The 19,847-nt window shown below is 52.9% G+C and carries 21 protein-coding genes; all 21 read right to left on the bottom strand.

What is annotated here, in order from left to right; genetic code table 11:
- Positions 1–17: 17 nt before the first annotated feature.
- The 21 genes from JW499_RS01350 to JW499_RS01250 all read right to left on the bottom strand — a co-directional run bounded on the left by JW499_RS01350 (position 18) and on the right by JW499_RS01250 (position 19,845).
- Positions 18–410, bottom strand: a complete 393-nt coding sequence (locus tag JW499_RS01350) for a DUF2802 domain-containing protein (RefSeq protein ID WP_205208894.1) — start codon at positions 408–410, stop codon at positions 18–20.
- 9 nt (positions 411–419) lie between these two features.
- Positions 420–1,886 carry a hypothetical protein gene (locus tag JW499_RS01345; protein ID WP_205208893.1) on the bottom strand — a complete coding sequence of 489 codons (1,467 nt, stop codon included), beginning with the start codon at positions 1,884–1,886 and terminating at the stop codon, positions 420–422.
- Complete coding sequence (locus JW499_RS01340; RefSeq protein ID WP_091361385.1) at positions 1,883–2,659, bottom strand: ParA family protein; 777 nt, start codon at positions 2,657–2,659, stop codon at positions 1,883–1,885. Before JW499_RS01340 ends, JW499_RS01345 begins: the two co-directional genes overlap by 4 nt.
- Positions 2,659–3,639 (bottom strand): flagellar motor protein MotB, encoded by a 981-nt coding sequence (locus JW499_RS01335; RefSeq protein ID WP_091361387.1) that lies wholly within the window; start codon positions 3,637–3,639, stop codon positions 2,659–2,661. The genes JW499_RS01340 and JW499_RS01335 overlap by 1 nt, the downstream gene beginning before the upstream one ends.
- A 1-nt stretch (position 3,640) precedes the next feature.
- A complete protein-coding gene (locus JW499_RS01330) occupies positions 3,641–4,390 on the bottom strand; it encodes a flagellar motor protein (RefSeq protein WP_205208892.1) in 750 nt (249 codons plus the stop codon).
- Positions 4,390–5,520 carry a protein-glutamate methylesterase/protein-glutamine glutaminase gene (locus JW499_RS01325; RefSeq protein ID WP_205208891.1) on the bottom strand — a complete coding sequence of 377 codons (1,131 nt, stop codon included), beginning with the start codon at positions 5,518–5,520 and terminating at the stop codon, positions 4,390–4,392. Before JW499_RS01325 ends, JW499_RS01330 begins: the two co-directional genes overlap by 1 nt.
- A gap of 39 nt (positions 5,521–5,559) precedes the next feature.
- Complete coding sequence (locus JW499_RS01320; protein WP_205208890.1) at positions 5,560–7,707, bottom strand: chemotaxis protein CheA; 2,148 nt, start codon at positions 7,705–7,707, stop codon at positions 5,560–5,562.
- Between the two features lie 12 nt (positions 7,708–7,719).
- Positions 7,720–8,538: a protein phosphatase CheZ gene (locus JW499_RS01315; protein ID WP_205208889.1), complete on the bottom strand. Its 819-nt coding sequence runs from the start codon at positions 8,536–8,538 to the stop codon at positions 7,720–7,722.
- Positions 8,539–8,547: 9 nt separating this feature from the next.
- Positions 8,548–8,922 carry a chemotaxis response regulator CheY gene (cheY, locus tag JW499_RS01310; RefSeq protein ID WP_091361397.1) on the bottom strand — a complete coding sequence of 125 codons (375 nt, stop codon included), beginning with the start codon at positions 8,920–8,922 and terminating at the stop codon, positions 8,548–8,550.
- Between the two features lie 73 nt (positions 8,923–8,995).
- Positions 8,996–9,706 (bottom strand): RNA polymerase sigma factor FliA, encoded by a 711-nt coding sequence (locus JW499_RS01305; protein ID WP_205208887.1) that lies wholly within the window; start codon positions 9,704–9,706, stop codon positions 8,996–8,998.
- Between the two features lie 29 nt (positions 9,707–9,735).
- Entirely contained in the window at positions 9,736–10,551 is an 816-nt protein-coding gene (locus JW499_RS01300; RefSeq protein ID WP_205208886.1) for a MinD/ParA family protein, read from the bottom strand.
- A gap of 26 nt (positions 10,552–10,577) precedes the next feature.
- Positions 10,578–12,137, bottom strand: a complete 1,560-nt coding sequence (gene flhF / locus JW499_RS01295; RefSeq protein WP_205208885.1) for a flagellar biosynthesis protein FlhF — start codon at positions 12,135–12,137, stop codon at positions 10,578–10,580.
- A 23-nt stretch (positions 12,138–12,160) separates the two neighbouring features.
- Entirely contained in the window at positions 12,161–14,275 is a 2,115-nt protein-coding gene (flhA, locus tag JW499_RS01290; RefSeq protein ID WP_205208884.1) for a flagellar biosynthesis protein FlhA, read from the bottom strand.
- A gap of 183 nt (positions 14,276–14,458) precedes the next feature.
- Complete coding sequence (flhB, locus tag JW499_RS01285) at positions 14,459–15,595, bottom strand: flagellar biosynthesis protein FlhB (protein WP_205208883.1); 1,137 nt, start codon at positions 15,593–15,595, stop codon at positions 14,459–14,461.
- Positions 15,596–15,597: 2 nt separating this feature from the next.
- On the bottom strand, positions 15,598–16,383 hold the full coding sequence (gene fliR / locus JW499_RS01280; RefSeq protein WP_205208882.1) for a flagellar biosynthetic protein FliR: 786 nt from the start codon (positions 16,381–16,383) through the stop codon (positions 15,598–15,600).
- A 3-nt stretch (positions 16,384–16,386) separates the two neighbouring features.
- Positions 16,387–16,656: a flagellar biosynthesis protein FliQ gene (gene fliQ, locus JW499_RS01275; protein ID WP_091361412.1), complete on the bottom strand. Its 270-nt coding sequence runs from the start codon at positions 16,654–16,656 to the stop codon at positions 16,387–16,389.
- Positions 16,657–16,699: 43 nt separating this feature from the next.
- Positions 16,700–17,431, bottom strand: coding sequence for a flagellar type III secretion system pore protein FliP (gene fliP / locus JW499_RS01270; RefSeq protein WP_408627310.1), 732 nt, complete (start codon positions 17,429–17,431; stop codon positions 16,700–16,702).
- Between the two features lie 8 nt (positions 17,432–17,439).
- Positions 17,440–17,892, bottom strand: a complete 453-nt coding sequence (gene fliO / locus JW499_RS01265; RefSeq protein ID WP_205208880.1) for a flagellar biosynthetic protein FliO — start codon at positions 17,890–17,892, stop codon at positions 17,440–17,442.
- 5 nt (positions 17,893–17,897) lie between these two features.
- Positions 17,898–18,305, bottom strand: coding sequence for a flagellar motor switch protein FliN (gene fliN, locus JW499_RS01260; protein ID WP_091361417.1), 408 nt, complete (start codon positions 18,303–18,305; stop codon positions 17,898–17,900).
- A 24-nt stretch (positions 18,306–18,329) separates the two neighbouring features.
- A complete protein-coding gene (gene fliM, locus JW499_RS01255; protein ID WP_205208879.1) occupies positions 18,330–19,304 on the bottom strand; it encodes a flagellar motor switch protein FliM in 975 nt (324 codons plus the stop codon).
- A 13-nt stretch (positions 19,305–19,317) separates the two neighbouring features.
- Positions 19,318–19,845, bottom strand: a complete 528-nt coding sequence (locus tag JW499_RS01250; protein WP_205208878.1) for a flagellar basal body-associated FliL family protein — start codon at positions 19,843–19,845, stop codon at positions 19,318–19,320.
- Positions 19,846–19,847 lie beyond the last annotated feature (2 nt).

Genomic DNA, 19,847 nt, shown 5'->3' with positions numbered 1-19,847 from the left:
CGGAGAGATACATTTGATCAGTTATGACGATCCGGAGCGGCAATCTCTTTGTGCAACAACGCCATCAGCTCAGCTTCAGGCCGCCCGATACCACAATTCTTAACCAGGTCATCTACATCGGCCCCCATCTCCATTAACCGGGCGGCCTGATTGTAAGCCAGTACTCCCGGATCACGATTGGCCAGCTCCTCTTGTTTTTCAGCGGTGATATTGAGCTTATTTTCCACATCCATCAGACGGTGTCCCATGCCGATAGAGCTACTGGTGAGGGCCTGAATCTCATTACGCAGCACATTGATCAGCGCTTCATACTGTCGCTGATGCTGTTGTAACTGACGGCGGGCGTGGACTGAGTAGCCAATCGATACACATGAAACGATGGCGACCACCGCCAGAGCTAACCAGATCATCCTATCTCCTTACGAGTTCAGGGCTGTATTCAGTCCGTGCAGCAACGCCGGAATATTGACTACAGCACACTGATACTTCATACAGGTACCCAGCAACCAGGGCCGGCTTTGAGGGTTTTTATTCCAGGTGATGAGATCCGGAGCGATCTCCTGAGCACCAATCATGGTATCGATTGTCACCGCCCAGCAAACATCCCTGAACTTAACCAGCTCGGTATAGGCCGCTTTATCCGGTTCATACCGTTCGGGGATAATCCACATGCCGGTATCCACAACCCGAACCAACTTACCCGATTCTTCATAATTACCCAGAATCCAGTCAGCGTCAGCACTCAACTCAAGATTCATAGAACTGAGATCATGCGCCCCCTGCAGATATTTAACCGGCAGGGCCAGTTTCACGCCATACATCTTGACCAGCAAGCACTGCAGTGGCTCAGAATCCACTTTAATCACGGGTTCTGGTGCAGGCTTTGGTTCTGGCGCAGGTTCCGGCACAGGCTCTGGTTCTGGTGCAGGTTCCGGCGTAGGTTGCGGTTCTGGCGCAGGCTCTGGTGCAGGTTCCGGTTCTGGCGCAGGTTCCGGTTCTGGCACAGGCTCTGGCACAGGCTCTGGCACAGGCTCTGGCACAGGCTCTGGCACAGGCTCTGGTTCTGGCGCAGGCTCCGGTTCTGGCGCAGGTTCTGGTTCTGACGCAGACTCGGGTTCTGGCGCAGACTCGGGTTCTGGCGCAAGCTCTGGTTCTGGCGCAGGCTCCGGTTCTGGTGCAGGTTCTGGTTCTGACGCAGGTTCCGGTTCTGGCACAGGTTCCGGTTCTGGCACAGGCTCCGGTTCTGGCGCAGGTTCTGGTTCTGACGCAGGCTCTGGCTCAGGTGCAGGTTCCGGTTCTGGTGCAGGCTCTGGCGCAGAAGGCTCTTCAATCGCTGCATATTCAGGCAGCACAGACTGATCCGACTCAACAACATCCTGAACAGTCTCTATCAGACTGTCTGCCACAGGATTAATTGCTGCCTCTGACAGGAGATCATCTGAATGCTCTGGGGCCTGTTTTACATTGGAAGTAGGATAGACAAGCTCGGGGGCCAGTTCCGCCGCAGTCTCTGTAGCAGGTTCAGTCTGTTGTTCAGTGGTCATTCCGGTATCAGCATCAGATACAGAGGAATAAACAGCTCCGGGGGCCAATTCAATTGCAGTTTGCGATGCTGCCCCTGATTCAGGCTCCGACTTCTCAGCTGCGATATGATCCGACTGAATATCCAGCGATATTTCCAGATCATCCAGATCAACCTCTTCCAGCTCCGGGCCCGCTTTTGGCAGCTCCGATGCAACCAACGGGGTTTCAATCAGATCGTCGGATTGTTCTTCTGACAACGCCAGCTCGGCTTCAATACTGAATGGAGACTGGTCATCCTTCAATAACGCATCAAGATACTCTTTTACCAACTGCTGTTGCCGGTTCAATTGCTCTTCACTCATCCTCTGCTCCGCTCCGCCAGACCGCGTAAAATGCGGATATATGCCTGCACACCCGGCATCGTCAGATCCATCTCTGATGGGGTTATGCCTTTAGCGCTGGCAGTAATAAACTTACTGTCCACAGGCACCACCGATGCTGCAATATTTTCAGCAAAACGCTGATGCAACTCCCGCAAACAGCTGACTGAGGCAGGAACTGTGCGATCATAGAACGTTGGAATCAGGGTATAGGTCAACTGACGTTTTCTTGCCCGGTTGATCATCGTAATGGTGCGCAACATTCGCTCCAGCCCTTTCAACGCCAGAAACTCTGTCTGTACCGGCACCAAAAGATGACCGCAAGCGGCCAGTGCGTTGATCATCAACACCCCCAGCACCGGCGGACTATCGATCACCACATAGTCATAGCGATCTTTTACTAACCGTAAAGCCTTAGCGACCTGCAGCCCCATCCCCTCCTGCCCTACTGACTTACGCTCCAGCGTAGCCAGTGCAGTGGTGGCCGGAATCAGATCGATACCTCTGTTTGAAGTCGGCATCAATAACGGTTCCAGCAGCTTCATGTCCACTTCGCTGCCCGGCTGGAACAGATCATAGACGCTGTTTTCCAGCTCATCCGGATCATACTTAAAATAGCTGGTCATCGAACCGTGGGGATCGAGATCCACCAGTAACACACGCTGTCCCGCATCAGCCAATAAACCGGCCAGTGAGACTGCGGTTGTGGTTTTGCCCACTCCACCTTTCTGATTGGCTACCGCCCATACCTGCATTACTGCGGTGACTCCTGTGTCTGCGGAGAGAAGCTCTCCGGTGACGTTAATGTTTCTGTATCCAGAGGCTGAGTTGCCTCCTTACGGCGAAAGGTTACCCGCCCCTGTTCATCTTTAACCGGCTCAATCGCCGACTCGGGCAGACCACTTTCAGTCAAAATACCTCTGATAGCATCTTCACTGACCTGCTCACTACCAAACGCTGACACGACCCGTTGCGTCTTACGATCCCGGGTAACCACAATCACAATTCGGCGGTTCACCCGCCGACCACTCTCTGTGTCGTTATCGGCAAGCGGCTGATACTCGCCAAAGCCGACGGCCGCCATACGCTGGGGTTTTACGCCATTCATCTCCAGAATACGCACAACACCCGCAGCCCGCGCCGCAGATAGTTCCCAGTTCGAGGGATACTGATCTGAAGAGATAAACTGATTATCGGTATACCCCTCTACATGGATCGGATTGTCATACTGTTTGAGTATTTTAGCCACCCGCTCAAAGACGGGATCTGTTGTGATTGCCGGTAGTGCACCGCCTTCAGGGTATACAAGGTTAGCCCCCAGTTCCAGTGCGACCCAGAGGTTATTACTCTGCACGGCGACATTGCCACTGCTGATCAGTTTTTTAAACTGCATCTGCATCTGCTCGCCAATCGCTTTCAATGCCGCACTGTTTTCCGGTTTTGGCGGGATGATTTTTACTGTCGGGTTTTCCTTGCTGGACTCCCCACCCTGAAAAATACCGATCCCCGCAGGATCGCTGTCAGACTTACCACCAATCGGAGGGTGCAAAGCCCCATCCTGACCGGAGAATATCCCGGCAAATGATTCGGTGACCTGCCGGTATTTCTCCTCATTGACCGAAGATATTGCATACAGGACAACAAAAAAAGCGAATAACAGGGTAATGAAGTCGGCATAGGAGATTACCCAGCGCTGCGAATGCAGATCCTGTTCTTCAACTCTGCGCCTGGACACTCTACGCCCCCTGCTCCAGATATCCCTGCAACCGAAGCTGGATAATCCGGGGGTTCTGGCCTTCAGCGATTGACAGCAATCCCTCCAGCATCATCTCCTGAAAATAAAACCGCTTCAGTACCATCGAGCGAATCTTATTTGCCAGTGGCAGGAACAGCAGGTTGGCGATCGCCACACCATAGATGGTCGCCACAAACGCCGTAGCGATGCCTGACCCCAGGTTTGCCGGATCCGCCAGATTTGACATCACATGAATCAGCCCTAATACGGCGCCGATAATCCCCATTGTGGGCGCGTAGCCCCCCATACTTTCAAGTACCTTTGCCGCCTGAAGATCCCGGTTTTCACGGCTAACCAGCTCTGTCTCCAGGGTAGAACGGATAACATCCGGGGTGCGTCCATCAACCAGCATCTGCAAGCCATTACGTACAAAACTGTCTTGCTGCTTGCTGATTTCATCCTCGAGTGCCAGCAGACCTTTGCGACGGGCAATGACACACCAGCTTACAATATGGTTTATACCCTCACGATAATTCTGATCATGATGGCCAAACACCGACCCCGACAGGGTGATCGCGCGCGACAGCTCGGTTGGCGACGACTGAACAAAGACAGCCGCAAACGTGCCCCCCACAACAATCAGCAGGGCGGGAATATTGAGCAGTTCATCGAAGGCGCCTCCGGCGAGATAATTCCCCCCAACGATTGCTATGATTGCCAGTAGTATTCCACTAATACTTACCAGATTCATCAATGTCCCCAATGCTTAAACAGCTGCCGGATGTTTTCAAGATTCAATACTGCATCTGCCAGTTCCGCCTCAATCACGGCTTTTGGCATACCAAAGATAGTACAACTGTCTTTGTCCTGCGCCCAGACAGTTGCCCCTGCTTTTTTCAATAACCGGGCGCCATCACAGCCATCCGCGCCCATTCCTGTGAGCACCAGCGCCACCGCTCTGCGGCCATAACCTTTTGCTACCGATGCGAACGTCAGATCGACACTCGGTTTATAGGTCATCCGCTCGTCACTTTCGCGGATAATAAGCTTGCCTGAATTGGACGGGTCAAGAATCATCTGTTGACCACCCGGCGCCAGATAGACATGTCCGGCAAATAACTTGTCACCATTCTCGGCTTCCTTAACCCTGACCGCGCACAGATCATCAAGTCGTTTAGCAAAGACCGAGGTGAATGCCTTCGGCATATGCTGAGTGATCAGTATCGGCACCGGAAAATCAGCGGGAATCTGAGTCAGGATAAATTGTAGTGCAGCGGGTCCGCCTGTCGATGAGCCAATAGTCACAATTCCACAGTCCGGAATTCTGACCTTCACATCCGATCTGCCCGACCGCCCCCCTGCAGTATCAGTTGCGGAAGCAGCGGGTTTTGGCCGCGCAGCGGCAGAGACCGGTGAGCGCAGGGCAGAAGCCGGTTGCGCTACCGCTTCGGAGCGGCTGTTCAGACCAGGACGAGGTTTACGCCCACCCAGCGCCAGAATTTTTGCTGCCAGCTCCTTTTCCACATCATCGCCACCGCTGCCCGCGAGCCATTGCCGGGCATCTTTTTCCATATAGTCGGCAGCCCCTAACGCTAAGGCTTCAAGGGTGACTGCTGCACTGCGGCGGGTCAATGAAGACAGCATCACCACCTGACAGGGACATTCAGCCATAATCTGCTTCAGCGCAGTGATACCGTCCATCTCCGGCATCTCTACATCCATCGTCACCACATCGGGGTGCAGTTGCTTTACCTTAGCGACCGCTTCTGTACCATTTTTGGCGGTATCAACAACCTCAATATCAGGGTGATGGGTCAGTATCTGCTTAATCCGGTTGCGAAAAAACACCGAATCATCAACGACTAAAACTCGAACTGCCATACAGTTATCCAGTATAGGCCTGCAGTAAAAACATTATGCTCAATTAGCATATGCCTTCAGCAGGCTTGGAATATCGACAATCAGAGCGATCCGACCATCCCCCGTAATAGTCGCTCCGGACAGTCCCGGCGTACCGTGCAAAATAGAGCCCAGCGGCTTGATAACAACCTCCTCCTGTCCAACCAACTGATCGACGACAAATGCAACCTGCATCGTACCAACATTGGTGATCACCACATGACCATTCTGTGGCAGAGGATCTTTCTCAAACCCTTTCATCAGCCAGCGTTTCAGATGAAACAGCGGCATCGCTTTATCACGAACAATAATAACCTGCTGACCATCGACCATATTAATCTGCGTCAGATCGAGATTGAAAATCTCATTCACATTCACCAGCGGCAGCGCGAATGCCTGACCTTCCAGAAGCACCATCAGCGTCGGCATAATCGCCAGTGTCAGCGGTACCTGAATTTCGATTCGCGAACCCATCCCCAGGGTTGAATCGACGTCGAGTTTACCATTGAGCTGGGAAATTTTGGTTTTTACCACATCCATTCCCACACCTCGACCCGAGACATCAGAGATCTGCTCTTTGGTGGAGAACCCGGCAGCAAATATCAGGTTATAACACTCATGATCACTCAGACGGGCGGCGGCCTCCTGATCCAGCATCCCTCTTTTGACAGCGAGAGCCCTGAGTTTATCCGGATCCATACCGGCACCGTCATCTTCAATAATCAGGAGGATGTGATCACCTTCCTGCTCAGCAGAGAGCAGCACGTGCCCCTCCCGGGGTTTATCATTTCTCTCACGAACCTCGGGCTCTTCTATACCATGATCGATCGCATTTCTGACCAGGTGAATCAGCGGATCAGCCAGCGCCTCAACGAGGTTCTTATCCAGATCAGTATCTTCACCCCGCAGCTCAAGATTAACCTCTTTATGCAGCTGACGGGAGAGATCCCGGACAAGACGCGGGAAACGACCAAAAACCTTCTTAACCGGCTGCATGCGGGTTTTCATCACCGACATCTGCAGATCGGCCGTCACCATATCGAGTGAACCCAGAGCTTTTGCCATATCCCCATCATCCAGTTCGGCTCCCAGACGAACCAGACGGTTACGCACCAGCACCAGCTCACCCACCATATTCATGATCTGATCCAGCAAACGGGTATCAACCCGGACATTACTTTCGGCAACGGGCTTATTTGCCTGAGGCTTCGCCGCCCCGGAAAGGTCGGACTGGGGAGTCTCGGAGGGGTGAGTAGCCGCGGGGGGGTGAGTAGCCGCGGGGGGCGGAACCGCCGCGAAAGCGCCTTCACCTTTGGACTGCAGATCATCCAGAAGATTCTCAAACTCATCATCAGTGATCAGATCAGCGGCAGGCGCGGCGGCCGGTGCCGAGTTTGTTGTCTCAGCAATGGCAGGGGAGCCCCCCCCCAGCAACTGATCAAACTCGGCATCGGCGCTGTTATCTGCCGAACTGAGGCCCGGCGCACCGTTGGGGCCATGCAGCGAATCCAGCAAACTATCAAACTCATCCTCTGTAATCAGATCAGACACTGGTGCTGCTGGAGCGACACCCGGAGCACCGTGGGGGCCATGCAGCTGATCCAGCAGGTCATCAAACTCATCCTCAGTGATCAGATCAGAGTCCCCCGCTGTTTTCGCTCCGGCAGTCGCATCGAGGCCGGAAATCAGTGATTCAAATTCAGCGCTGACCTCTGCATCACTATGAAGCGGAGCATCTGCCTCCGGAACCGCAGGAGGAGGTGTCGGCGCTGCAGTGGCCTGCCCCGACGCCATCGCATTCAAACCGGCCAGCAGTTGCGGATCAGCTGGCTGGGGAAACTCGCCCTGCTGAACACACTGAAACATTGAGTTAATTGAATCCAATGCCTGCAGCACCAGATCCATCAATTCTGAAGAAACTTTAAGTGCATCATTACGCAACTGATCAAACAGATTTTCAGCGCTATGACAGCAATCAACCATCGGGTCAAGCTGAAGAAAGCCAGCGCCGCCCTTAACTGTATGGAAACCCCGGAAGATTGCATTTAACAGCTCCCGGTCTTCGGGGTGCTGTTCAAGGTCAACCAGCTGTTCGGACAGCAGTTCCAGAATCTCCCCGGCCTCAACTAAAAAATCTTCCAGTATTTCCTGATCAACATTCAAAGACATCTGTTATACCCTTCAAAAGCCGAGGCTGGACAGGAGATCATCAACATCATCCTGACTGGATGCGACCTCCCCTTGATTGCGGCCCTTCATTTGCGGCCCTTCCGCTGTAACCTCTGACGCACCCTTCGTCTGCTCAGTTTCAGTCTCCGAAGAGTCATGCTGTGCGACCGGGAGCGCGCCAAGGTTATTCACCCGCGCAGCCACTTCCATCAATCCAACCAGTTTATCTTCGATATCGGCAACCAATTGGATAACACGTTTGATCAGTTGCCCGGTAATATCCTGATATTCCTGCGCCAGTAATATGCCGGTCAGGCGCTCTTTCAGCGAGGCCAGTGATGCAGAGTGATCATCAGCATAGCGGCAGGCTTTGTCATACAGAGCCTGTAGCGCTGGATGGTCATCTTTTAACGCCGCTAGTTCTTCGATCAGCTCCTGACGACGCAGGAACCCTTTTTCAATAAGACTGACCTGCTGTAACGCTTCATCAACCTCATCAATAGTCTTATGAGCGTTACTCTCGGTCAGCTCAATAACATAGGATAAGCGGTCACTGGCATCCGTGATAGAGGCGATATGTTGTTTAGAATCCTGTAACAGCTCAGTGGAGCTAACATCTTCAGTAAAACCAACAATCGCATTATGAACCGCCCGGGTAAGCGTCCCCACCTCATGATATAAAGCCTGATGACGCATCTCATTCAGCTGTTGAACCAGCTCCATCGCCTGGGGCAGTTCCCCCCGACTCAGCAGCTCAACCAGCTGTTCGGCGCGGGCCTGCAATTCGGCTTCAAAACGGTGCTGATCCCGGTATATATCAAAGTCAGACATAGACGCCTCCTAGCCCTGAAGGCGTTCAAATATCTTATCGATTTTCTCTTTCAGAACGGCAGCAGTGAAAGGCTTGATAATGTAACCGTTCACACCCGCTTGCGCCGCAGCAATAATCTGCTCCCGCTTAGCTTCAGCGGTCACCATCAGAATAGGGATATGGCGCAGTTCAGGGTCGGCGCGAACCGTTTTCAGAAGATCGATACCCGACATCTTTGGCATATTCCAGTCAGTCACCAGAAAATCGATGCCGCCCGCTTTAAGCACAGGCAGCGCTGTCGCACCATCATCAGCCTCAACAATATTGCTAAACCCCAGATCCCGCAGCAGATTCTTAATAATCCGGCGCATTGTTGAGAAATCATCTACTACCAGAATTTTCATGTCTTTATTCAAGACAATCCCTCCTAACACTCACTTTAACGGCGACAATGGCTTCAGCTATTCTCTGCTGCATTCACCGCCACTCTTTTAAACGACTACGCAACCGTAATGCCGCCTGACTATGTATCTGACTCACCCGAGACTCACTGACACCAAGCACTTTACCGATCTCTTTGAGATTCAGCTCTTCATCGTAATACAGTGACAACACAAGCTTTTCACGTTCAGGAAGCCCCTGTATCTCACGGGCGATCGCCTTTATAAAATCTTTTTGCTCATACTCTTCCGAAGGATCAGGTTCATTGCTGGCGATCCCCTCTCCCGGTCCTTCATCCTGAGGGCCGGTAAGCTTATCAAAGCTGAACAGGCGACTCTCGGCCGAGTCTTTCAATAATGCATGATATTCGGTCACACTGATATTAAGTTCCGCAGCAACCTCCCCATCTTGGGCATCTCTGCCAGTACGCGACTCAATCGCCTGTATCGCTTCGGATACCCGACGGCCATTACGGTGCACCGAGCGGGGCGTCCAGTCCCCCCGCCGAACCTCATCAATAATCGAACCACGAATACGAATACCGGCATAGGTTTCGAAGCTGGCGCCCTTGCTGGCATCATATTTTTTTGCTGCCTCAAGCAAGCCCACCATTCCAGCCTGAATCAGATCCTCCAGCACGACATTACTTGGTAACCGCGCCAACAGGTGATGAGCGATACGCTTAACCAGCGTGCTATGCTGCTCAATAATCTCCTGACTCGACTGAAACTGACGCGGGTTATACATAGAGATTCTTCACTTCTCTGCTAATTCATTCATGCACCGGTCACCAGGCGCTCAACAAAAAACTCAAGATGTCCCCGGGGGCTCGAGGACACCGGCCAGCTATCAACTTTAGTCGCCAGCTGCTTATACGCCAGGGCGGCCTTACTCTGCGGAAACGCTTTTAAAACAGCACGTTGCTGCTTCACCCCTTTTCGAACCGCTTCATCATAAGGGATTGACCCCAGGTATTGAAGGGTTACATCAAGAAAGCGGTCGGTCACTGTCAGCAACTTGTTATACATATTACGCCCCTCCTGCTCAGACCTGACCATATTTGCCAGTACCCGAAAGCGGGTCATTTTGTAATCCCGGTTCAACAACTTCATTAAAGCATAGGCATCCGTAATTGAGGTGGGCTCATCGCATACCACCACCACAACATCCTGAGCCGCTTTAACAAAACTGACCACCGCCTCAGAAATGCCTGCAGCAGTATCAATAACCAGAATATCAAGGTCATCAGCAATTTCACTGAATGCGTGAATCAGCTCTGAGTGTTCATGGACACTGAGCGAGGTCATCGCCTGCGTACCTGAAGCCGCCGGGACTATACGCACATTGGTATCCACTTCGATCAGCAGATCTTTCAGACCACACTCACCGGACAGCACGTCAGTGATATTGCGCTTCGCCTTTACGCCCAGCAAGACATCAACATTCGCCAGTCCCAGATCCGCATCCATCAACACCACCCGATGCCCCATCTCCCCCAGAGCCAGACTCATATTGACCGAGACATTGGTTTTGCCTACGCCACCCTTGCCTCCGGTAACAGCGATCACTTTAACCGGCCGAGTACTACCCATTGTGGCTTCCTGTATCTGCTAACAACTCAGCTCTCCCAATGTTCATCTTTGGCCAGCCGCTCCTGCTGGTGTTGGTGGAATACCCGACGACTGCGGGTCGCCTTTTGCGCAGTGATCACCGCACGACTGACAAGATCCTTCTTATGGGCCACATCGATATCGTCTGGCACCCGTTGCCCATCTGTTACATAACTGACTGACAACCCATTCTCCATCACCAGATCAAGCGCTTCACCCAGATTACCAGACTCATCCAGTTTACTCAGAACACAGCCACTCAGCCCCAGCGGTGCATAAGTCTCATAAGCACTTTCAATGACATGCCGCTGACTTGAACAGGAGAGCACCAACAGTTTTTTTAACCGCACAGAAACATCTTCCAGCATATTCAGCTGCGCCTGAGTGTGCGGTTCATGGGCATTCATACCTGCGGTGTCGATCAGCACCAGACGTTTACTGCGAAGTGACAGCAGCACCTCGTCCAGACTATTCTTCTCATCAACCACCCGCACCGGTACATCCAATATACGACCAAATGTCAGCAACTGCTCATGGGCTGCAATCCGGTATGAATCGGTGGTCACCAGGGCAACACTGGAGCTGCCATGTTTCAGCACATAGCGCGCGGCCAGTTTGCCAATTGTCGTGGTTTTACCCACCCCGGTCGGTCCGACAAAAGCGATCATCCCGCCTCGTTCTACAAAATCTTCATCCATTACCGGGATATTATTGCTAAAACGGGTCAGCGCTGAGCGCCAGGCATCATCCAGTTCATCATCGTCAGCCACCGTAGCTGATAACTGGCGGCAAATCTGTGGCCCTAAACCGATCCGTTCCAGACGGCGCTCTACCTTGATTACCGCCGAGTCGGCATATTCATGCCGGGGGCGCTGTGTACGCGGCGCAGCGGGTTCAGACAGATCAGACTCCGGCGGCACAGAGAAGGCCGGTAAATCATCCTCCTGCGGTTCGCGCTCACGGGGCCGGCTGAGGATACTTTTTAACGACTCGATCTCCTGTCGCAGAGAATCGATCGTCTCACGCGTCTCCCCCTCCCGCTGTGACGAATCTGCAGGCGACTGAAACGTCCGTTCCTGACGAGTAGGGTCCAGCCGGGGTTGAGCCATTTTTTCCGGCGCACTGTGTGTTTCCGGGGATCTATGCATTTCCGAAGCACTGTTGACCCTGGGGGGCGGTTGAACCCGCCCACGCTGACGACGCTTGAGGGTATCCAGAATCTCACTCAACTCGTCATCATCGCCATCCAACTGACGATTTTTCTGTCGTGGTTCCGGCACACCTTCCTGAGCGGTAGCGATCCGTGCCTGCACCTTGCGTAGCTCTTCTGCCAGATTGCTCTGCACACGCTGCTGCATCTGCGGGTTTTCACTGCGGGAGTTATCCACCGCCCGTTTGCGCTTAAACGCCTGCTGTGCGGCTTCATACTCATGTTCGTGGGCGGCAACGACTTCAACGCCGCCTGCCACACGGTGATTCGAGACAATAACAGCATCCGGGCCGATCTCGTCCCTGACTCTCTGCATAGCCTGTCTCATATCCGGAGCAAAAAAGCGTTTAACTTTCATAACCGTCTCTATTCATTACCTGATCAGGCACCGGACTGGTTCTGACCGCCCACCGTTGCAATAATCGTAACCCGTTTATTTTCAGGAATCTCCTGATAGGAAAGCACACTGATCTGATGCTCACCATAACGCACAAATTTCGCCAGCAACGGCCTGATAGGCGCCGCCACCAGCAGTATTGACGCCCTGCCTGCAATCTCCTGCTGTTGCGCCACTTCAGCCAGTGAGCTCTGCAACCGCTCCGCCATCATCGGCTCAATCACCAGCCCATCGCCACCCTCGCCCCGCTGCACCGACCCCAGCAGCAACTGCTCCAACTGCGGATCCAGCGTAATCACCGGCAATTCTGTTTCATTACCAACAATATTCTGTACGATCATCCGTGACAACGAAATTCGTACGGCGGCAGTCAAACCCTGCGGGTCCTGTGTTCGCGCAACCGCTTCGGCCAGCGCCTCGGTTATGGTTCTGAAATCTTTGACCGGAACCTGCTCCATCAGCAAGTTTTGCAATACTTTCAACAGTGTACTCACAGAAAGCTTGCCAGGTACCAACTCTTCTACCAGTTTTGGGGACGTTTTTGCCAGAAGGTCTAGCAATTTCTGTACCTCATCATGCCCCATCAACTCATGAGAGTGCGCCTGAAGAATCTGATTCAGGTGGGTTGCCACGACGGTGCCGGCATCCACCACGGTATACCCCAGAGTTTGCGCCTGCTCTTTCTGGCTCGACTCAATCCAGACCGCATCCAGACCGAATGCGGGATCTTTCACATCGATCCCTTTCAGTGTCCCAAACACCTGGCCCGGATTGATCGCCAGCTCCCGGTCAGGGTAGACCTCTGACTCTCCCACCGAAACTCCCATCAGAGTGATTCTGTATGCGCCGGGCATCAGATCCAGGTTATCCCGGATATGGACCGAAGGTACCAGAAACCCCAGATCCTGCGAGAGTTTCTTACGCACCCCTTTAATGCGACTCAGAAGCTGACCGCCCTGCAGCTTATCCACCATCGGAATCAGACGATAACCCACCTCCAGGCCGATCATATCCACCGGCATAACATCATCCCAATCCAGATCTTTAATATCCTGATCCGGCTCCGGTTGCTTCTCCTGTACGGCACTCTCTTGCGCTATACTCGCCTCAGCGGCCAGGTTTCGCTGTTGAATAAAATATGCTCCCACACCCGCAGCAATCGCCAGAGACAGAAATGCCACATGCGGCATCCCCGGAATGGCCCCCATGATAAACAGAATCGCCGCCGCCACTGCCAGCGCCTTTGGTGAGCCGAACAACTGACCGATGACCTGCTTACCCATATCCTGAGCGGAGTTAACCCGGGTTACCATGATTGCAGCCGCTGTTGACAGCAACAGCGACGGAATCTGCGCCACCAGACCATCACCTATCGTCAGCAACGAGTAGTAGCGGGCTGCCAGTTCGAATGACAACCCATGCTGCAGCATACCGATCCCAAGACCACCGAGAATATTGATCACCAGAATCAGAATACCGGCGACGGCATCACCCCGAACAAACTTACTGGCACCATCCATCGAACCATAAAAGTCAGCTTCCTGCGTGACCTCCTGACGACGTTTTTTGGCATCCTCCTGACTAATCAGCCCGGCGTTCAGATCGGCATCGATCGCCATCTGCTTACCCGGCATCGCATCCAGCGTGAAGCGGGCACTCACTTCGGATATCCGCCCGGCCCCTTTCGTCACCACAACGAAGTTGATGATCACCAGAATCAGAAACACCACCAGACCGACAACATAGTTGCCGCCGATCACCACCTCACCAAAGGCCTCAATCACCTTACCCGCAGCATCCCCGCCTTCGTGACCATAGAGCAGAACCACCCGGGTCGAGGCCACATTGAGCGCCAGACGCATCAGCGTGGTGATAAGCAGGATCGTGGGAAAAACAGCAAAATCCAGAGGTCGCATCGAATAGACACAGACCAGCAACACAACGATAGAGAGGGCAATATTAAAGGTAAAAAGCGTATCCAGCAGAAAAGGAGGCATCGGCAGGGTAACCATGCCAAGCACCAGCAACAGCAGAAATGGGATCCCCAGGTTGCCCTTTCCCACTCCACGAACATTATTGTAGATCGCTGCTCTGTCCACTTACGCCCCAAATGAGATCTCGCCGCCCGACAAAGCGTCAAAAAAACATCACATTACAAATAATTATTTTCAGATTGAAAAATAACATTAAACAGAGGCTAAAAACACCAATTTTTTGACGCTTTGCTCACCATAGGAGTAAGAAATGCAAGAATCCCGCCAGATAAGAAGCTCTCCCCCCTCTCATTCATCGCGGCGGAGCTCCTCCGGTATATCCAGATCGCTGGAAACATCTTTAGGCGCGGGGCCCTGCTGCTTTTTGTAGCGCTGTAACTGGAACACATAGGCCAGCACTTCTGCGACAGCTTTAAACAGACCTGAGGGAATCTCTTCATCAATCTCAGTGGAGTGGTAGATCGCTCGCGCCAGCGGTGGCGCAGAGAGTATGGGGATATCGTGTTTTTCGGCGATTTCGCGAATTTTCAGCGCGACAAAATCGCCTCCCTTCGCTACCAGATAGGGGGCCCCACCGCCTGACTGATCATATTTCAGCGCCACGGCATAGTGGGTCGGGTTGGTTATGACCACATCAGCTTCAGGTACCGCCGACATCATTTTCCGCTGCGAGATCTCCCGCTGCAACTGCCTGATCCGTCCCTTGACTTCAGGCTTACCCTCCGTGTTTTTCATCTCATCCTTGACCTCTTGCAGGGTCATTTTGAGCTTCTCAGTGTAATCGTATATCTGAAATGGCACATCGATCAGCGAGATAATGATCATCGTTGAACTCATCACCAGAAACGCCCATATCACCAGCTCTGTGGCATGTGACATCGCCGGAAACACATCCTGGGTCCCCAGGGAAAACAGCGCTTGCCGGGAGGAGTACAACACCAGAAAGGAGAGCGATCCAACCACCAGGAATTTTGCCAGCGCCTTAAACAGCTCAAGCAACGCTTTCAGCGAGAACATCCGTTTAATGCCCGCCAGAGGATCGATGCGGCTAAGTTTGGGCGCCATCGCCTTCATACTCAGGTTCCACCCCCCCAAAGCGATCGGCCCGACAATAGCCGCAACCAGCAGAACCAGAAAGAAGCCGATAAGTGCCTGCAGCGCTTCGGACAATGAGTAACCCAGATGGATAAACATCAAAGCGGGGTCCATCACCGCTTCCCGATCGAGGGCGAAGTTAAACTTCATCATCCCGGCCATTTTATCGGCCACCAGCCCGCCAAACATCATCGCTGCAGCCGCAGCGGTGAGTAAAAGAATAGTGGTCGCCAGCTCTTTCGAACGGGCAATATCGCCTTTCTCTTTGGCATCCCGCAGCCGTTTTGATGTGGGCTGTTCGGTTTTTTCCTGACCGCTGTCTTCAGCCATCGCTACAGCACCCCCACACCGATAACCTGATCAAGATAGTTAAATGCAACGGAGACAAATCGCTGATATTGACCCAGAAACCCTTCCAGGCTGACCCAGGTAATCACCAGCCCGACCATCATGGTAAATGGAAAGCCAATGGCGAATATATTCAGCTGCGGGGCCGCTTTCGCCATGACACCAAACGCAAAGTTGATCACCAGCAGCGCAGTCACCGCCGGCAAAGCCATCAACAGCGCACTCGCCAGCATCCAGCTACCCGATTTCGCCAGCGCCATATATCCGGATACGGGCATCGCCCCTTGCGATACAGGCAAAACAAAAAAGCTGCGCGCCAGCGCCTCAAACAGCACCAGATGACCATTAAAAGCCAGAAACAGCAACATCACCATCATCAGATATAACTGTGATAATACCACCACTGACACGCCGTTAGCCGGATCACTGACCGACGCAAAACCAAGACCCATCTGCGAGGAGATCAACTGCCCACCCAGGGCAAACACCTGAAACAATATCTGAACAACAAAGGCCATGGCGGTACCGATGATGATCTGCTCTGCAATCAGAATATAGGTTTGCAGCGTCATCCCGCTTAACAGCGGCATCTCAGGCAGGGTTGGCAGCAACACCACTGTCATCGCCAGCGCCAGACCAAGACGGATGCGCGCCGGAACCAGCTGAGTACCGATCATCGGCACCACCATAAAAAACGATGCGATACGAAAAAAGGGCAGCAGAAACTGAGCGACCCACTGTTCCAGCTGAAGCGAGGTTAGCTGCAGCACACTCTACCCCAGAAACAGCGGAATATTGGCAAAGATGTTATTAAAGTGATCCATCAGTTGCCCAAGTATCCAGGGACCGGCCCACATAATCGTCAACAGGGTAACCAGCAGACGCGGTAAGAAGCTCAGCGTTTGCTCGTTAATCTGGGTGGCCGCCTGAAAGGTAGACACCAGCAACCCCACCATCAGTGAAGGCACGACAATAACGGCCACCAGCAAAACCACCAGATACAGCGCTTCACCAAACAGGTCCAGAACCATTTCCGGCGTCATAACATCTCCTCCAGACTCATCAGGCCAGCCTTAAGATTATCCGTCATACGACAAAACTGCCAGCCAGAGTACCAATCACCATAGCCCAGCCGTCCACCAGCACAAACAGCATAATCTTAAACGGCAGCGAGATAATGACCGGCGACAACATCATCATACCCATAGCCATCAACACGCTGGCGACTACCAGATCGATCACCAAAAATGGGATAAACAGCATAAAACCAATCTGAAATGCGGTCTTCAGCTCGCTGGTCACAAATGAGGGCACCAGCACGGTAAAAGGGATATCTTCAGGCTTATCAACAGCAGGGGTTCTGGAGATCTCCATAAAAAGATTGAGATCGGTTTCCCGGGTCTGCGCCAGCATAAAGCTACGAAACGGGACACTGGCGGCCTGCAACGCTTGAATTGAGGTAATCTCTTCATTCAGATAAGGCTGCACCGCCTGCTCATTCACCTTATCCAGCACCGGAGACATAATAAACAGAGTCAAAAACAGCGACAACCCCACCAGTATTTGATTGGACGGAGTTTGCTGCAATCCCAGCGCCTGCCGCAAAATGGCAAAAACGATAATAATCCTGGCGAATGAGGTCATCATCATCAGGATCGCTGGCAGGAAAGTCAGCAGCGTCATCAACCCCAGAATCTGGAGCGTCACACTGTAATCTGCACTGCCGTCGGGATTGGGAGTCATGGTAACGGCGGGAATGCCGGAATCCGCCGCCAGGACTATCCCTGGCAGCAGCAAAAGGGGCAGCAATAGCACCAAGCCTCGTTTCACTCCGCCCCCTTACGACTCATCGCCTGCTGCAGGCGGGAGGCAAAATCACCCATCGCCGCACCCGGCTCAATCAGCGGCTGATCGTAACTTTTCAGCAGGTTCACCTGCCCCGGGGTAACTCCGAGAAGTAACTGCTGCTCTCCAGCCTGAACCAGAACCAGTCGTTCACGGGTTGATAATGGCAGCGTAGCCACCACACGCAGGGCCCGGTTTTGACCCGGCAGCCCCGAATACCGCTTCACCAGCCACCCCAGCAGCAGGATCAGCGCCACCACAAGAATCAACCCCGCCAGCAACTGCATCACGGAGCCTGCATTAACCGGGTCTGCAACTACCGGTCGGGACGGCGCCACTGCCGCCCCGGTCGACACTGCAGCAGACGCCAGGCCACTGAAACCCGTCGTCAGCAATATGACAGAGGCACGGTAATAATATGCGGGAACGCGCAATCGGGTTACCTCAGTTTATCTATGCGTTCCTGCGGACTGATAACATCAGTCAGCCGGATACCGTAACGATCATTCACCACCACCACTTCACCATGAGCCACCAGGGTACCGTTGACCAGGACATCGAGGGGCTCGCCCGCCACCCTGTCCAGTTCTACAACCGAGCCCTGATTAAGCTGCAACAGATTGCGGATCGAAATATCAGACCGGCCAACCTCCATCGATAACTTAACCGGAATATCGAGAATCACATCCAGACTGGGATTACTCAGCGCAGCCCCTTCATCTTTCAACTCATCAAGATCGATTGACTGCCCCTGGGAAGCCTCCGCCTGAGCCTGTTCAGCCATCGCAGCGCCCCAGTCATCCAGACCTTCATCCTGATCCTGGTTTTCAATATCATCATTACTCATGGGTAATATGCTCTGTTTAACGGTTTAATCATTTTTTATCCGGCTGACAATCTTGACCGCCAGATTCCCACGGGATGTCCCCAGTTTACAATTAAAAACCGGCACCCTGGCAGCCTTCAGCTGAAGCGTATCAGAAATATCGATCGGGATAATATCCCCGGCCTCCAGTTGCATCACATCCCTCAGCTTCATCTTCCGCTCGGCAACTATCAGATCCATATTTATCGGCGCTCCCAGCATGTCATGTTTGAGCGCAGTCAGCCATTGCTCATCCAGCTCCTCCTCAACCGGCTTGTAACCTGAGACCAGAATATCCCGGATCGGCTCAAGCATTGAGTAGGGCATAGTCACGTGGAACTCACCGGTACCCCCTTCCATATCAACCTGAAAGCTGCTGACAACGACCACCTCAGACGGATTAATGACATTCGCCATCGCCGGATTCACTTCGTGGCCAAGCACTTCAAACTTGAGCCGCATAACCGGCTCCCAGGAGCCCTCCAGATCGACAAAAAACTGACTAATCACCTTATTAATCAGACGGATCTCGGTCGGTGTAAATTCACGTCCCTCGATTTTGGCATGCCGGCCATCACCGCCAAAAAAGCCATCTACCAGCCTGAACACCAGTTTAGCGTCCATCACCAGCAGTGCGGTACCCCGCAGAGGGGTGACACGCAGAAGGTTGATACTGGTGGGCACATACAGGGTATGAATATAATCGGAATACTTCATAATCTGCACGCCACCCACGGAGACATCCGCGTTATTGCGTAACAGATTAAACAGGGAGATCCGGGTATGACGGGCAAAGCGCTCGTTAATCATCTCAAGCGTCGGCATCCGGCCACGAACAATCCGCTCATGACTGGCCAGATCATAGGCCTTTACAGCGCCATCATCCTCGACAACGCCCTCTTCAGTCTCAATATCGCCATCATCCACACCATGCAGCAGTGCGTCGATTTCATCCTGAGAGAGCAGGTCTTTAACTGTCATATATGCCTTTCCATCACTGCATTATAAATCCGGTAAACAGTATTTTTTCGACCCCGGGCTTGCCGATTTTCTCCTGCATAACCCCCTGAATTCCAACCAGGGCCGCTTGCTGAAGCATCACTTTACCCTCAGGAGTTCGCAGTTTGTCAAAAGACTGCCGGGAAAATAGCTGATTAAGCACAGATACGATCTTCGGCATATGTTTGGTCAGCGCCGTGGCGACTTCATCATCGCGACTTTTAGCTTCAACATAGAGCTGCATATAGTGAGTACGCCCATCGGCACTGGGAACAACAACGGTAAAGTAAGGACTTCCCTCGAGAGTTCGAATCTTGGTATAGATCGCCTGCGCTGGTTTTGCAGGCTTAGCATCCTCAGCAACAGGTTCAGTATCAGAGCCCCCCATCAAAAACATCGTGGCTCCGCCACCGATCAGAGCTGCCAGAATCACTCCGGCAACAATAATGAGAATCAGCTTAAGCTTCCCAGGCTTCTTCGTTACGCCTTCTTCATCAACCGCTTCAGTCGTTTCTTCAGCCATTA

This window comes from Amphritea pacifica (assembly GCF_016924145.1).
Taxonomy (GTDB): Bacteria; Pseudomonadota; Gammaproteobacteria; order Pseudomonadales; family Balneatricaceae; genus Amphritea; species Amphritea pacifica.
Note: the sequence above shows the minus strand (reverse complement) of the source record. Positions and strands in the feature narration are given on the sequence as shown.